General features: G+C 39.7%; 15 protein-coding genes. All 15 read right to left on the reverse strand.

Features of this window, described 5'->3' with window-relative positions:
- Positions 1-148: 148 nt before the first annotated feature.
- The 15 genes from LC454_RS11970 to LC454_RS12040 are packed head-to-tail and all read right to left on the reverse strand — an operon-like array spanning position 149 to position 16,444.
- Positions 149-1,441 carry a phenylacetate--CoA ligase family protein gene (locus LC454_RS11970; RefSeq protein ID WP_223582604.1) on the reverse strand — a complete coding sequence of 431 codons (1,293 nt, stop codon included), beginning with the start codon at positions 1,439-1,441 and terminating at the stop codon, positions 149-151.
- The gene (locus LC454_RS11975; RefSeq protein ID WP_223582606.1) at positions 1,438-3,102 is read right to left on the reverse strand and encodes a C45 family autoproteolytic acyltransferase/hydolase; all 1,665 of its coding nucleotides are present in this window, start codon (positions 3,100-3,102) and stop codon (positions 1,438-1,440) included. The genes LC454_RS11970 and LC454_RS11975 overlap by 4 nt, the downstream gene beginning before the upstream one ends.
- Positions 3,059-4,600 (reverse strand): phytoene desaturase family protein, encoded by a 1,542-nt coding sequence (locus LC454_RS11980; RefSeq protein ID WP_223582608.1) that lies wholly within the window; start codon positions 4,598-4,600, stop codon positions 3,059-3,061. The genes LC454_RS11975 and LC454_RS11980 overlap by 44 nt, the downstream gene beginning before the upstream one ends.
- Positions 4,593-8,219 (reverse strand): 1-acyl-sn-glycerol-3-phosphate acyltransferase, encoded by a 3,627-nt coding sequence (locus LC454_RS11985; RefSeq protein ID WP_223582610.1) that lies wholly within the window; start codon positions 8,217-8,219, stop codon positions 4,593-4,595. Before LC454_RS11985 ends, LC454_RS11980 begins: the two co-directional genes overlap by 8 nt.
- Before the next feature lies 1 nt (position 8,220).
- Entirely contained in the window at positions 8,221-9,393 is a 1,173-nt protein-coding gene (locus tag LC454_RS11990) for a DUF2062 domain-containing protein (RefSeq protein ID WP_223582612.1), read from the reverse strand.
- A gap of 6 nt (positions 9,394-9,399) precedes the next feature.
- Positions 9,400-9,777 carry a hypothetical protein gene (locus LC454_RS11995; protein ID WP_223582613.1) on the reverse strand — a complete coding sequence of 126 codons (378 nt, stop codon included), beginning with the start codon at positions 9,775-9,777 and terminating at the stop codon, positions 9,400-9,402.
- A 56-nt stretch (positions 9,778-9,833) separates the two neighbouring features.
- Positions 9,834-10,451 carry a hypothetical protein gene (locus LC454_RS12000; RefSeq protein WP_223582615.1) on the reverse strand — a complete coding sequence of 206 codons (618 nt, stop codon included), beginning with the start codon at positions 10,449-10,451 and terminating at the stop codon, positions 9,834-9,836.
- Positions 10,429-11,061, reverse strand: coding sequence for a LolA family protein (locus tag LC454_RS12005; protein ID WP_223582617.1), 633 nt, complete (start codon positions 11,059-11,061; stop codon positions 10,429-10,431). The genes LC454_RS12000 and LC454_RS12005 overlap by 23 nt, the downstream gene beginning before the upstream one ends.
- A complete protein-coding gene (locus tag LC454_RS12010; RefSeq protein ID WP_223582619.1) occupies positions 11,051-11,773 on the reverse strand; it encodes a polysaccharide deacetylase family protein in 723 nt (240 codons plus the stop codon). The genes LC454_RS12005 and LC454_RS12010 overlap by 11 nt, the downstream gene beginning before the upstream one ends.
- A gap of 41 nt (positions 11,774-11,814) precedes the next feature.
- Positions 11,815-12,804, reverse strand: coding sequence for a beta-ketoacyl synthase chain length factor (locus LC454_RS12015; protein WP_223582621.1), 990 nt, complete (start codon positions 12,802-12,804; stop codon positions 11,815-11,817).
- On the reverse strand, positions 12,785-13,978 hold the full coding sequence (locus LC454_RS12020; RefSeq protein WP_223582623.1) for a beta-ketoacyl-[acyl-carrier-protein] synthase family protein: 1,194 nt from the start codon (positions 13,976-13,978) through the stop codon (positions 12,785-12,787). Before LC454_RS12020 ends, LC454_RS12015 begins: the two co-directional genes overlap by 20 nt.
- 3 nt (positions 13,979-13,981) lie before the next feature.
- On the reverse strand, positions 13,982-14,239 hold the full coding sequence (locus LC454_RS12025; RefSeq protein ID WP_108633207.1) for a phosphopantetheine-binding protein: 258 nt from the start codon (positions 14,237-14,239) through the stop codon (positions 13,982-13,984).
- A gap of 4 nt (positions 14,240-14,243) precedes the next feature.
- Positions 14,244-14,843, reverse strand: coding sequence for a hypothetical protein (locus LC454_RS12030; RefSeq protein WP_223582625.1), 600 nt, complete (start codon positions 14,841-14,843; stop codon positions 14,244-14,246).
- Positions 14,844-15,998 (reverse strand): beta-ketoacyl synthase N-terminal-like domain-containing protein, encoded by a 1,155-nt coding sequence (locus LC454_RS12035; RefSeq protein WP_223582627.1) that lies wholly within the window; start codon positions 15,996-15,998, stop codon positions 14,844-14,846.
- The gene (locus tag LC454_RS12040; protein ID WP_223582628.1) at positions 15,995-16,444 is read right to left on the reverse strand and encodes an acyl-CoA thioesterase; all 450 of its coding nucleotides are present in this window, start codon (positions 16,442-16,444) and stop codon (positions 15,995-15,997) included. The genes LC454_RS12035 and LC454_RS12040 overlap by 4 nt, the downstream gene beginning before the upstream one ends.
- Positions 16,445-16,446 lie beyond the last annotated feature (2 nt).

Here is a 16,446-nt window from a genome sequence, read left to right on the forward strand (position 1 = left end):
ATCGAAATCTGAGCGTTTAATTTTTTTTGCTGACTACAGAACAAAGGCCGTTATTGATAGACCTATTTGTACGGATTTGCGCGATTAAATTGTCAATAGTCAAATTATCGTTTTCTTTTATTGAGCTTACTGTTCATTTTTACCAGAGTTACTGCTCTCTTTTATCAAGCAAATACGTCGGTTTTCTGTTCAGTGGATTATAAATTTTGCTAATTAGTATCTCTTCCCGTTCAAATTCCACTGTTGGAATTACACGTAATTTAGCTTGAAAACTATCTTTAATTTCCTTTAATAAAGCGGCATTTTCTTGTTTGGCAGAGATTAAAATTCGAATATCGTCGGTACCAATCACTGTGCTGGATATCTCAATCTGATAATGTTCAATCTCTTCATAACTGGCCAATACATCAAACATTGCTGGGGGAAACAAGGTGGTTCCCTTATATTTGATCATCTGCTGTTTTCTTCCTTCGACTGGACCTATTCGATAGCTGTTTCTGCCACAGATGCAGGGGGCGGCATGCCGTCTAACCATATCACCGGTTTTATAGCGCAATAATGGCATTGCCTGAATACCTAAAGTTGTTACAACAAGCTCGCCAAGTTGCCCATCAGGTACGGCATTGCCATCGTTGTCCAGTATTTCCGTAATAATCAATTCTGGATGCTGATGACCACCATTGAAAGCTTCACATTCAGTAAATGCCGAACTCATTTCGGTGGAAGCATAGGTGGAGTATAGGGCAATATTCCATTTCTCCTGAATACGTTTAGCCAGTTCGTTATCTTTTAATTCGGCTGTTCTGAGATTTTCACCAATGCAAATAGCCACTTTCACAGAGCTATTATTGTAATCGATGTTGTGCTCTTCGGCATAGGCGATCATTTTAAGTAGGAACGAAGGAACAACAACGAGAAATTTAGGTTTAAACTGTTGTATTGAATCCCATTGCATTTGTGGTATGCCGGCTCCGATACGGAGTATTCCAGCGCCAATTTTACGGAGACCGAGGAAGTAGGCCAGACCCGCCATAAAACGACGATCTAAGGTTGTCATGATCTGCACACGATCGCCCTTTTGTATACCAACACGTTGAAATGAAATCATTTCATTGTATGCAAGCCGCTCCAGATCTGCATCCGTAAGTCCGAATACAACCGGCGTACCTAATGTTCCGGAAGTCGTAGAATAGTCAATAATCTGATCTTGGGGAACGCATAAGAAATCCCAGTTGAACTGTTGCAGTTGTTCTTTGGATGTGGTTGGAAGCAAGGGCAGGTCTCTGATACCACGAATGCTTTGAATATTGATCGCTTCAGTTTTGAATAATCGTCTGTAATAACTCGAATGTGTATTTAAGTAGTTTAAAACCGTCCTGAGCTTTTCATCTTGAAAGCTGGTAATTTCCTCAATACTCGCTTGTTCTATGTTTGGGTTCATCGATGACCTCCTTTCTTTTCGATCTTTCGGATATATGAAGCAATATTTTTTTGATCAACCGCGGTTGTTACTTCAAGTGCATTAGCCCGTTGGAATTGGTCCAATGCTTCTCCGTATCTTTTTTGATCGAAATAGTATTTTCCTTTTTTATAATAAACAGCCCAAAACAATGGGTTTAATTCTTGATAGCTCTGCCATTCCGATTCAGAAATCGATTCTTCGGTCTTTAATTTATGGTCGATAATACGGTCTAAAATTCGATATTGCTCATAATTCTGATAGGTCTTGCTATTTAAGAACGGGTCCTGAGGGATATTCAATGCTGCACTTGACACCGAATAACCGGCCTGATGTAAAGTGCTGTCAAATATCTTGTTGAGGTCATAACAGACAAATTCGCCGAGCTGATAAGGGTTTGCTGATACCCAGACAAGGCGCTTTTCCGGTTGGAAAACAATGCCATGATGTGCTAAAAGCTGGTTTAGTGCCTTTTCGTTGCCTAATCCTATTTCCCTATTTTTTAAACCATTACGGTTCCTTAATATGGTAGCGATCTCATTAGGAGTGAGTTTGTCATGTTCCTGTAGCTGGGCTGTCAACAATTGATAGCGATAAGTACTGTGGCTTTCCTCAATTTGCTTAAGGTTGCGCTTGTCCGAACGATATGCAGGGCTTTGAAAATGGTTCGTGCACAACAGATGGTTCGTGTTTTCAGATTCGTATACATCAAATTTATGTGGCGACATTTCAATTAAAATTGCTTTTCCTTCATCTGCGGAACCAATCATCAATGATTCCGAAATAAAAATGGGGTGTTTTTTTGCAATTGCAATCGCTTCTTTAAAATTTCGTGCATATTGGAGAATTTCTCTTGCCACTATAGATATTGGGGTTTTTGCGGCCCAAGGAATAGAAGATTTCCCCGCATTAAGTGTCACTGTAAGTCCTGCACGATTCATTCCGGAGACAACACCGATCATCCCAGCCCAGCCGACGGAAAGAAAGGCATAGCCAGAATCAGGTTTAACAATGGAAATGAGTTTATTTTTACTAAAATCATCACCGGCATAAAAATCAAAATTTCGGCCGATAATTAGGCCTCCATCCGCGGACTTCTGATCCCAGGCCGCCAGAGAGGAGCAACCGACCAAAGCAAGATCCTGAAAAGCATGGCCCAGGTCGTGTGCACCGTGTAGAAAAAGATTACGTTGATAGGGATCCATTAGCGCGTCATAACGTGGAGAAGCATAGCTTGACAAAGCAAATATCTCCTTTTTATATTCCGATGGGATATATTTATGGATTTTACGATTATAAATTTTTGTCAGTCGCATCATCCATTTCTGTTTCTTCGTAGAGGGGATAAATTCCTGTATTTTAGAAAAGAATGCATCTTCCTGATACGCATATAACGATCGTGTCAGTAACCCTGTTTTTAACCCGATTTGCATTGGATTTCCAGTGACATAGAGTTCCCAAAGTCCCTGTCTATTCTGTAACAGGAAATTACTGTCTACAGCAATGTAATTGCTTCCCGAATCGGATAACTTCAGTTCTAGTATAGTCTGTGTTTCAAATTTAGCTTTTTCTTTCAGTGCACCATTCAGTGTGCATGAACTAAATAGCAATAGTATCCAGGTCGTTAGCCACAGCTGTCTCATCGTTCTCTTTAAATAGGTCATCTTCAAATTCCTTTCCAAGCATCATTAAGCAACAGGAGAAGGCTGTAATCGTAACGCCCAATACACCATGCATCTTGACATTTTGCCCCGTCAAAAATAAATTTTTGACTTTTGTTTTTGTAGAAATCAAGCTGTTCAAGGGATATTGGTGCTCTTTCAGGTAACCATACATATTGCCTTCCTCCGCACCGATAAAGTCGCGATAGGTCAATGGGGAAGAGGTATGGACCGATCGGATTGCATCCTTTATATTCGGGAACAAATGCTGCAGCTCTTCAATAATCTGATTGGCTTTTGCGATTTTAAATGCTTCATAACTATCTCCTCTGGTACTCAGTTGCTGTATAATCGAGCGATTAAAGCTTTCATCCCATTGCTGTACTTCTGCTGCTGTCATATAGCACATGACGGTCATTGTACTGCAAAAGGTTTGATCTTGATCGTTACGGCTCATGGAGATGACCAAAGGCGATTGATCGTGATCATACCACACTGACTTTATATTTTTATAATGGTATATATTGTAGTTTTGGTAGGGAATAAGATCATCCTTACAGACGATGTAGACCGAAAATACAGAAGGACTCAGGGGGAGGCTGTGGATACGTTTGACGTAGGCCTGTTTCTGAAAACGTTCAGGTAGCATCGCAAAAGTATGACGAAGATTGATATTTGAAACAAATTCATTTGCATAAATCAATTGCTGATCATCTGTACGTACAGCTTTAATCAACTGTTCCTCCATTTCTACAGCAATGACTTCTTTGTTTTTCAAGATATCACCGCCATATTTTCGCAATTGGCGTATCAGTAATTTTGCGATTTGACTTCCTCCATTTATACATCGCCAAGCAGATTGAATATAGGAGTTGATGGTCAGCGCATGGACATAAAGTGGCGTACTCTCAGCCTTAGCAACATATAAGAAATTGGAACCAACAAGAACAGCTTTAAGTAGTTCATTATCGGTCAGCTCATCTAGGAAAGATTTTAATGAGGTCCCTAGAACGGTTTCATTGAATCCAAAGCTTTTCCGAAGATTATACATCGGAAAGGAGTTGCAGATTTCCTGTATTTTTTTGCAGTAATTTCTTAAAGCTTCCTCTTCTTCCGGAAAATAGGGGAGCAATTGATTGATGAAATTATCATAACCTTGAGCGTGCGGGTAATTGATTGGATCTCCTTCAAATGAAATTCGGTCATATTCATCGATATCCATGCGCTGGATGGCTAGATCCTGCATGATGCCCAGGTAATCAAAATATTTATACAGGTTTTCACCTTCACCTAGCCCGCCAATATAGTGTACTCCAGTATCTAAGATCTCCTTGTCGCGTACAAAGGTCTGCAGATTGCCACCATATTGATTGTTCTTTTCAATGACACATACCTTGCGCCCAAATCTGGCCAGCAGTACAGCGGTAACGAGACCGCCGAGGCCTGAACCAATGATCACACTATCATAGACCTTACCCATTCGTTTTTCTCTTTAATACATAACTGTGCTGGTCACTAAATACCTGTTCAAAACCTAGGTAGCTCGGTGCTTGTACCACATCATAATATATGATCGTCTGAACTGAATCCGCAATTTCATAGTTTTCGTCGTTGCTCCCGAAAATCACTACATCCAGTTTTAATTGACTTTCAGCAAGATGTTTTAGATAGGTTAATTTACGTTTTCGAACCAAATAGTTATTTGCCGCAATAATGCGTTTTTCTGAATCCCGGATAAAGGTTTCTATTTGCCGTTGCGCCTGTTGCATGGTTAACAAAAATTCAATATGACCATAATTGTCTCCAATATGCAAAATTTTTGCATTTGCTGCAATGAATTTATTCCATGCAGCGTAGGATGTCTGAAAGCGGTCAAAGGTGTTTAGGCTGGCTTTTTCTATTTCACTTTCTTTATAGCGATAGTTTAAACTGATTTTTTCTCTAAAATAAGCTGGATTTTCAAACTCATTTCTTATATCCGCAAATTGTTGTTTAAAAAAGCGACTGATATTTTTACAACGCTGGGTATAATTGTCACCAAATTGCTGATCTGTAGCAGGTATTCTTCTCCCTATGATTGTACTTAACGTACCGTCATAGATAATAAAATCGCCTTTGGGACATACATCTGCAGCGCCATGGATGTAAATTGGGATGATATCCAATTGCAATTGTTCGGCCAGATAAAATGCTCCTTTGTGAAATCGTTGTATGTCATTGGTCGCCGATCGTGTACCTTCGGGAAAGATGACAATAGAGAATCCTTCATCTATCCGTTGCTTTAATATTGTTTTGGTCTTTTCTAAATCATCATCTAACATCAAAAATCCGGCCCGCCGAACGACTCTTCCGAATACCGGTGACTTATAAACCCATTCGTTGGTGACAAAAATGCATTTTGGCATTAAACGCCCGATCAGTAAAGTATCCAATAAGGAATTGTGATTGGCAATAATGATCGCCGGTTTTTTGAAATCTTCTCCGTGTGGATTGAATTGCTGCTTTTTGACAAATGGATTTGATTTTAGGACGGAATCCCCAAAGCGGGACATGAGCCTTGTTATCAGGGCTCGGTTGTGGACAAGACTGAAAATAAAACCGGAAACAACACTTCCGATGATGTAATAGCTAAAGGAAAAGAGAGCGAATAATCGCAAACGCAGCGTCAATGGAGAACGACCTGCTGCTGGCCTATCGCTAAACAATAACCTAAAAATAATAGGATAGAGAACGAAGGTATTTAAAACGGCGGCGGTTACCCCGAGCAAGGAGACCGCGGAAATAGATTTTAACGCCGGATGTTTGGCAAAAATTAGTGCACCGATAGCCAGAATTGTGGTCAATACGGCAAGGAGAATGGATGTACGGTAGGTTGGCATCTCATCTTTGCCGGTACTGTATTCTTTTTGTAAGGCCGCTGTCATGAATATCGCAAAATCCACACCATGACTGAAGACTAATGTACATACGATCGTGCTGAAAATATTGAATTCGAGATGAAATAGACCCATGAGTCCACCAGTGACCAATCCTGTCAATGCAATGGGGATCATACTGACCAATGTCAGCTCAATACGACGAAAAGACAACCAGAGAATAATAAATATCGCGATAAAGCTGTAATTAACCAAGGTATTGAAATCATTTACGAGCTGGCCCAGAAAAGTTTCGTTCATCTCTTTTCGGTCAATCACAACAGTAGTTTTGTTGTTGAATTGCCCAATCAGATTTTCTCTGTATTTTTCCGTTGTTTTTACGACAGTATTTGCTGTAAGAAATCCATTTTTTGAACTCAGATACTCCGATAAGATACCACTATTTAGCGTGCGGTACTCAGCTAATGATATGGCTGAGAATTTTTGATCCAATAGATCAAAAAAAGCTTGATATGCATCGGGCTTAAATCCAAAGGCAGCGCTTGAACGGACAAGATTGCTGCGGATTTCTTTTTTGCGTGTCTCAGTCCAAAAGGCATTCCATTGTGCAATTTTTGCCTCCTGATCCTTTTTTGATAAAACAATTTCACCTATTGAGCTAATGGATGTGATTGTTGTATCTTGCTTTAACCTGTGATATAAGACGGTATTTTCGGAAAGAACCTGTTCGGAATTATTACCGTAACTTATTAAGAATAATGATTTGCTTTGCTGTTGCACAGAATTTTCGAGCTTTTGCTCTGCTTCCTGAAGCTCCTTTGGGAAAAAGTTTAATGCCGACAGATCTTTATTGAAACCCACCCGCCAAAAAGTGAATAAACTAACAGCAACCAACAGATAACTAAAGACCTGTAGGATTTTATTTCTCTCGAAACTGAAAGCAGATATGCGATCGATGGGATGATTTTTATCATCCGAACGTTTATTATTGGGCTTATATATATGCGGTATGAGAATCAATGAAAAAACTCCTGAAAAAAGAATAGCAATAAATGCAAAGATTCCTAAGTCCTTCAGCGCTTCGGAATTGACAAATAAGAGGCAGAGAAAAGATACCGCTGTCGTTCCGGCACTCATCAATATCGGTTTGGTGATTTCTTTATACAGATGCTTGATATCCTGTGTTTGTTTGAAGTGCGTCATGATATGAAGCGCGTAATCAATGGTAATACCTATCAGGACCGCTGCGATGGAGATCGATATAGCCGAAATAGTATCTCTCAGAAAGTAGAGAAATGAGAGCGCTAATAAAGCCCCAAATAATGATGGGATAAAGATGATGACAGGGATTTGTATTTTCTTATAAAAAAGAATCAAAATCAGCATCAATAGACTCATCGAAATAAGGATCGTTGTCTGGATATCCGTTTTGATTTGTTTTGCATTGGCAACAGCCACTAGCGAAGCTCCAAAATAACTTAATTTGGATTTCTTGCTATAATGCTGGTTGAGATCTTTTTTGATCCGGTTGAGTCCATCGACAAAAAGGACATTATGTTCGGTCTCTGAACCCGAATATTTCGGATTAATAAAGAGCAATAGCTTGCTTGAATCTTTCGTGATAATATAACCATTATAGAGCTGAAAATCACCGGCGATATTGAGTTGCTGGAATTTTTTTAGCGCTAAGAAACCAATTCCCAATGGATCCCGCTGTATAAAAGATTTTGCGATAATGCTGGTGGGGGAAATTAATGCTCCGTAATTAGCCGCAACTGTCTGGGCTATGCTATCGCTGGAAAGTCGCTCTTCGATTGATTTATAATCGTTTTCATCAAGCAGGGTAGGCAACTGCCCGTAGACGAATTTCATGGTGTTCTCCATTTCTTCCTCACTAATCTGTCCTTGGATAGCCTGATAGTAGGGGGCAAGAGGTACGATGCTATCTGAAAAAGAGTTGGCCATGTCAACCATATCATCAATTGAAGCATCTTTCTCCCGCTCGATGATAACACTGATTTTATCAGAAAATTTCAGTTGCGCTAATAATTTGGCTATTTCGTTTGTTCGTTCGTTTTTCGGTATTATCCGGGTGATATCTTCTTCAAATTTCAGTTTCAAGGCAAAAAATCCGGTAGCAACCAAAAAAAATAGTGCAATTAACCAAGCAATATAGGGCTTCTTCTTAAAAAATAAATAGAGCTGATAAAAATAGTGCTGCATATTAACGTCGTTGATTTAACCTTAATAGAGTAAATGATGAAAGTCCAAATAGAACAGCGGTAAACAGGGCTAGAGCAAGACTACCAAAGAGATATTGCAGAAAGTGCTCAGATATGGATTGGAAATCAATATTGCTATAATCTCGCAGCGGTCTGGCATTAGGGATAATCAGTTTGCCGGTCTGTATAGATCCCCAAATGATCAATGGTATCATAGGGGGAATACTGACATTTGAAAAGGCAAAGCAGAGTCCTTTATTAAGCCTAAAAATGGAAGCGAGAAAGATGGACAGAAAAGACTGAAACCCCCAGACTGGAGCAATGCCAATAAATACACCCAATGCGATGGAGATAGATTTAATTAAATCCGAATCATTGGTGCCTAGAATGTCCTCTTTTAGAAATTGCTTAAAGCTTTTTTTTTTGAAACTCTGGAAAGCATTTCTCGGGAATATATAAAGTAGGCTGATCAATACAAGGAATGTATTAAGTATACTGATTCGGGTGAAGTCTTTAAATGGTCGAAAATGGGAAACTCTCTCCGAGGGGTCGTAAAGTATTTTAATGGGTACATTTTTTACGTTAACACCCTTCCATGCCGAGCGAACAATTACTTCAATTTCGAGCTCAAACTTGTTGGTAAATAGTTTTTTAGGTATGAGGTCCAGCGGATATAAACGATATCCCGATTGCGTGTCTGCGAGCTTGATGCCCGTTTCAAACCAAAACCAGAAGTTTGAAAACTTATTACCAAAGCTACTTTTTTTTGGTATTCCGGCCTGATCCATCTGACGTTCACCAATCAATAGAACCCGACCATCACTCTGGCCAAGGGCATTAATAAATATTGGAAGATCATCGGGGAAATGCTGCCCATCTGAATCTATTGTTATTGCATAGTGAAAACCTTGCTCTCTCGCCAAGTCAAAACCTATTCGCAATGCCTTTCCCTTACCCGAGTTTTTATCAAGATGCTGTATCTCAATGGATGGATACTTTGCCAAAATTTCGGCTGTAGCATCAGTTGAACCATCATTGATGACGATGACCTGTGTGGTGTAGAACAATACACCATCCAGAACCCGCTGCAAGGTTTTTGCATTGTTGTATGTAGGAATTAGTACACATACATCTGCTGGGATCGCCATTTCACGGATAGGTTGCGAATTTAACATAGCTATTTAAATGGAATTAGTATAGCGATGAAAAAAGAGCTCCATTTTTAATGCGATAGTTTCGTCAAAAGAGCAATTAGCTTTGATCTGGATGGTATCAGCTTCTTTGATTGCTAACTCTAAACTTAGATTTGGATGAACAAAAGGATCTATAATTGCATAAAAACGAATGTTTTTTGCGGCGCTCATACGCAACTTTGATTGAAGTAAATCTTCACTTATATTTTTAATGATCTGTAACATGCATACCCCCGGTGTAACCGGTCTGTCCGGAAAATGTCCATTAAAAATAGAATGATTCGGATTAAGACTTATTTCCAACAAGTGTTTTCCATCTGCACTCAATCGACGTTCATGTATCTTATAAAAGTCTGCTAAAACCATATCCCAAATATACAGCTTTATTTATTTTTCGTAAGCTGAGTTGTGTATCAAGTCAGTTAAAAAGGAATATTTACAAAATCCATTTGCAACTTGATACCATGATGCTGTATACTAAACTTATCGAGTTTGCCAATGGAATCAGTGCTCAATTGGATTTTGAGTTTTGGTTTATATTTAGATGCGGTTTCAATTTTGGCTAATTTCCCCTGATCGTTTAGATCCAAAAAATATCGCTTCCCATCCATTGTGCTTAAAAATTGTCGCGAAGATGAATCTTGGTATGTTATTGGATAATTCACTTGTGTTAAGGTTCTAAAGTCTTTAACAAGCGTATTGATGATGATCTTTTTGTTGAGATCCTGCATGATATAGTTGACCTGATGCTTATCCTTGGCAATCGTTATATCAATGAGTGTATTCCCCAGATCAGAGGTAAGCACAATGCGGTGTTCATGCTGATTTATTCTTTTAGCCACAAACATACCCGAGAACTCTTTTTTATAAAAGCGGATCGTTGCCCGATAGAGACGTTCATCATTTAGATCTGCAAAATAAGGGTTCTGAATAACTGTATCCGCTTGTTTGTAATCCAGCTGTGTATGGTTTGGGTAGTATACCCTACAGCCGGTTAGGAGCAACAGGAGTAGTGTACTAAAAGCTAAATGACGCATCATCGATGGGCTGATTGATCTGTTTGTTTTTGAAAATAATTTTTGTGTAATCTTTAGATGGTTCTATTAATTGTACTTCAGATACCGTGAGTTGCTGATTATTAAAATAAAGAATAACTGTCTGTATATAAGTAGACAATTCTTTGGTTTTGGGCGATAATTTCGCAATCCGCTGGTTTCTATTTTTATAAAATGTGATATTGAAATCATTTGCCGAAAAAAGATCGCCACTGATACTGCCAATGATCATTTTATTGATTTTCTCAAATTTCTTATTGTTGCCCAGATCCACTTTATTCTTCTTGCCCTGATCATTTATGAGCACTTTATTGTCTTTGAAAAGAATCCCATATTGAATGGGCCTATTATATTTCCACAATAATTTATTTGGATTTTTTAGGAGCATTGATCCGCTGGAAGTAATTTCCTTCGACAAAAAATCCAGGTGCTTGTATTGCACAAAGTCTGTTTTTAATGTTTTAATTTTTTGCGCTTCGGCTACTACCGTTTGTTTGAAGTTGCTGATCTCAGCATTGGACATGGCTTCTTCTTGCGCTTTTATGTAAGCAAAATGAAATAAAAAAATAATGAGTAGGATGAGCTTAGTTTTCATATACTTTTTGATTTAAGAAATCTTCTAAATTTAACGCTTCTAGTTTGTTTGTCTGTAATTCTATCAATAAACTTTTAACAACATGGACCGTTTTTTGGGAGGTATCATGCAACAAAATGATCTTACCGGGACGGAGTCTTTTCTTTATGCGTTTGAAAATTTTATTTTCGTCTCGATTTAGGGTATCCAAAGAGCGGATGCTCCAGCCGATCGATGTCATTGCGCAATAGTCTAGTGCTTTTGCAATATGCGGATTACTGACGCCAAATGGCGGTCTATACAGCAATGTTTTCTTTCCTGTGATTTTCTCAATCGCCTGATTTGCATGTTTCATTTCAACAGCAACTCTGTCACTGGAAAGGAAACCGATCGAATTAGGATGATTCATACTATGGTTGGCGATAACATGTCCCTGCATAACAATTTGTTTTGCTATTTCGGGATATTTGAGTACCTGCGAGCCGATACAAAAAAAACTGGCTTTAACACCGTACTGATCTAATAAATCCAGAATTTCCAGCGTATAGGGGCTAGGACCATCATCAAAGGTGATGGCGATTTGATTCGTACCGGTCTTACGGTCACAGGTGGAGTGCATAAAGAAATTCAACCGGAGGTCAAAAACCCCCCAGGATAAGGCGCCGATATATAGTAGCAATACAACAAGTAATGGATAATAGAGCTGATATTCTTTCCATAGTAATATTGCCATTAAAAGTAGAGCAATGCATCCGTATGTTGTATGTCTAAAATTTAGCATCTTGATAACAGCATTAAACTGTTTTGTTCTCCAAAATTACAGATAAGAATATTTTGATCATGTTGTATTTTACCTTCATTTAGACTGATCGATGTTGAAAAGGTTTGATCGTTCAGTCGTTTTAAAGCCAGATCAAAAGCAAACACAATGTCGGTATCGAATATTCCGGTTTGAGAATTATATTTTATTTTGTTGATTTTCTCCAATATTGGTGATCCGGTGCTAAAGGGGGCTTCTACTGTTGTTGAACTATAGATAATGGTGTCTATTTGATTTATAGTCAGCTGGTTTCTTTTAAGAAATTCGCCGATTTGTTTTTCTGATGTATGATCAGCAGTATTACGATAGATGTCAATATCCTTTAATTCGCCGAGGGCGTGGCTGTCTTTTTGATTGGAAAATACAAAGAAACCAGCACCTTCTGTTTGAATGTCTTTTGTATCGTTTATCTGATCTTTGTCGATTGCTTGGTTTATTTCAATGCTAATATCTGAGAGCTCGTCAACGGCACCGACCAATAGCGACACCTGTTCATTCATTGTAAGCTGGATATAGGCGTCTAATGCGGCGGATTCAAAGGATATTCGACCTTGAGAATAGGTCATATTATAACCTGAATTTTTGGTTAGTAATGCAATTTGCCCTGCGACGGTATTATGGGTAGACTGGATAAAGGCTGTAGGAGATAAAAAATCCTCTTTTTGTTCACCGATCGCTTTTAGAAATTTGTCGGAATCAACCAGGCAACCTTTACCTGTACCGACCAATATACCATCAGGATTGGGGCAGTCCGCTTGACGCATCGCTTCCAGCCCGCAGATAATGCCCATTTTTACGGCCTTGGACATGCGTCTTGTGGCAGCTGGGGGAATTACCGCACTATCTATTTTTGGTAAATTGATCTTTATCCACTGTTCTGTAGTATCCAGCTGAGCTGAGTTAATGACAGCGACACTGCTACCATTAATATAAACTTTCTGCATCGGAAAAAATTAAAGTTGAGCAATTTCCGCCAAATCCAAAAGAGTTGCTGAGGACATGTTTGATGGAGGATGATCGATGATCGGTTACTGGTTGTAGTGCAGGTTGTTCCATTGCTGTTTCAAACCTTAAATTGGCAAAAGCCAATTGATGTTGGATTGCCAGTAAGGCGTAAATCGCCTCTATACCAGCGGAGGCCCCTAATGTATGGCCTGTATAAGCTTTTGTTGAACTAAAAGAAGGAACATTGTCTCCGAATATACGCTGTATGGCAATCGCCTCTGTTCGGTCATTATTTTCTGTTGCTGTTCCATGTGCATTGATGTAATCAATTGCATCAGGAACCAATCCGCTTATTGTTAAGGCTTCTTTCATCGCTAAATAAGCACCATCACCGCTGTCGGAAGTAGCTGTTTGATGAAAAGCATCATTCGCATTGGCGAATCCCGTAAGATAACCTAATATGGGCTTAGGCATTTTTTCTAATGCTTTAGCAGACTCCAATACCAAAAAGCCTGCACCTTCACCGAGGTTTAATCCGTTTCTATTCCGGTCGAATGGTCGATTAGGCTTGTCAGATAGGAGCATCAAGCTGTCAAATCCATTGATTGTAAACCGCGATAATGCATCTGAACCGCCGACCAAAACACGTTCTACACGACCTGAAAGTAATAAACGGGCTCCAAAACTAATCGCATTGGCCGCCGAAGAACATGCTGTGCTGATCGCTGTAGCAAATCCATTACCACCTAGTAATTTTGAAAGCACAGAAGCCGAATCTCCCACATCTCTTCTCTGTATGAGCGTTCTATCGCCATTTAAATGTGGAAAGTATTGTTCGAAAATATCCATTCCGGCGACAGATGTGCCCATAATAACGGGTATATTTCCCAAATGTGCTATCGCTGCTTGTGTCAGGGCTTCTTTGGCAGCAATGGCGGCCAATAAACTTGTGCGTGAGCTGTATTTCGGAACGGTAGTTCCCAACTTTTCTACTAGCTCCTGGTTTGTCCAAGGGACTTCACCAACTAGGGTGCCCGCTTGATGTTTTCCCGCAATATGCTGAAGTGGTTTAATACCGTGCTGTTTCCGGAGTAATGAATGATAGTTTTGCGCTACGTCATCTCCGATAGCGGTAATCATTCCCATTCCGGTAACAGCAATCGCATTATTCATGGGTTATTTTGTTCTATTTTCTGAAATATAGTGGGCAAGGGTGTCAATGGACTGAAAAATTGTCTTTCCAACTTTTGGATCAGTCACTTTGATGCCATAATCTTTATCCAATAACACGGTTAATTCCAATGCATCGATCGAATCGAGCCCAAGGCCATCTCCAAACAGAGGAGCATCGTTTTCAATGTCTTCTACCGCAATCTCTTCCAGATTTAATGCTTCTATTATCTTTGCTTTTAATTCAGATTTCAATTCTTCCATTCCTTTATAACATTAATTGTCTTACGACGTTTAAATCATGCGCTAAATTGCCTGTTTTTTCCACAAGATACAAAACCAATTTATAGTTTTCTTCCAAATATTCTACCCAGCCGCACAATACCTTTTCTGCTCTATTGCTGTTTAAAAGGTAATTGCAGTAGTTTACTGTGAGTTGGCTGTCAAACTGCTCCGAAACAAAAAATATATTCTCCGTTTGCAGATGATGTCGAATAGCAATCTCACCGATACAGACATTCGGTAAGGTATAAACAAAAATTGCAGGACTTGGGTAGTATTGTTCCGTGTTGCTGATCGTATGTATATGCTTTAAATCTGTATCGTAGCTGCTGGAACGATTTGATAACACGATGGCAATATTTTTGGAAAGCTCCTCTTTTAGCAATAGCTCAGCACCTAGCCAGGCTAATTTGCTGAGATTATCCATTTTAAAAAACTTGGGATAAGTCGTTCCCAGCGAATAATAAAACGCCTTCGAAAAGATGGAAAATTCCGTTGATATTTCTGCTGACAAGGGTCGACCATTGTAAAGTACACCATGATGATCAATACGACAGTGCTTGCTGATATGATATTTACGTTCCATCTATAAGATCTCCTTCTCGAACAGTATTGCCGTATTGGTGCCCGCAAATCCAGATGCTGTTTTCAGACAGCGGGAGAGTGGCTTGTGAATTTTTTCTGTGATCACCGCCAGCGGCAATGAGGTTCCCTGTTTTTGATAACCTAAACTGGGTAATAATATATTATTTCGTAAACTCTCCAGGGAGACAATGGTTTCTATCAGTCCGGCAGTACCCAATGTATGTCCAAAATAGCCTTTCAGGCTATTGATCGGTTTGTCGGCCAGTTTCGTACGATGCAGTGCTATGGCCTCCATTTCATCGTTATATACTGTGGCGGTTCCGTGGGCGCAGATAAAATCGACCGCTTCCGGTAAGGTAGCGGCTTCGGCTAAAGCTCGTTCTATGCTACACTTCAGGCCTTCTCCCGTACGTGAGGGACCAGAAATATGGTTTGCGTCATTGATTGAGGCTTCCCCAGCGACATAGAATTGTTGCTTTTGGCCTGGAATTGGTTGGTTGCTGATATAGAGCGCTGCTGCCGCTTCACCTAGATTCAGGCCTTTTCGGTCTTCATCATAGGGTCTGCAAATCCCATCACTCAATGCCTGAAACGATCGGAATCCCGAAAGGACAAATTCGCTCACCAAATCGGCGGCAACAATGACAGCATCTTTGCAGTAATCTATCTGGATAAGTCTTTTAGCTGTTGAAATAGCCTGTAGCCCCGAAACACAGGCATTGCTGATAACGATAGGGCTACGTTTAAAGCCAAATAGGTCCGCTATCCGCTGTGCGAGTGCAGGGAGGCTGGCAGCTGCACCATCTTTATCTTTGCCATCACATTGGGCAATATTACCTTTTGTTGTGGAAATGATCAATTCGGTCTCCGTAGTAATATCAAGGTTTCTGACTATTGGTAACAGCGCCGAAATCATTAATTTTTCCAGCTTTGTGAAACTGAAAGGCGCGGATAATTTTATATCCTGTAGTTGCGCTGTGAAGTAGCTGTCGAGTTCATCTGTGGCAATTATAGCAGCATAGGTATTGGGAATTTCACCGATTGGTTCTTGAAGAGCAATACCTGATTTCCCCTCGACAACAGCGTTCCATGTATCTTCAAGCCTATGACCCAGTGGGGATATGCAATTGTAAGGGCCTATATATACCTTTCTCATCTGTTGGAAAAATGGAGCGAATTTTTCCACTGTTGGAAAAATTCTGGAAAATACAACTGCAGGTTTCCGGATGCATCCAAAAAAACCTGGATTGTTTCGCCTAAACAGACAACTTGATTGTCATCGTTTAAAATACGGTAATGGTAGATTATTTTCGCAGCTTTGCAGTCAACCAAGGAGGTTTCAATGCGTGCATGTTCGCCATACCGTAAAGGCAATTTGTGCTCGCAGGTGCTTTTCACAATAGGCGTGGTATAGCCCTGCCGATGAATGTCCAGATAAGTCAATCCATGTTCAATTCCGAAGGATTCTCTGCCATCTTCAAAATAACTGATATAATGACCATGCCATACTATTCCCAACGAATCGACTTCATTAAAACGTATACGTAAAGGACTTGTCCAGCTGACCTGATTAACTGGTTCTGGTAATTTGTTTTTTGCCATAG

Origin of the sequence: Sphingobacterium sp. GVS05A (assembly GCF_019969845.1) — a bacterium.
GTDB lineage: Bacteria > Bacteroidota > Bacteroidia > Sphingobacteriales > Sphingobacteriaceae > Sphingobacterium.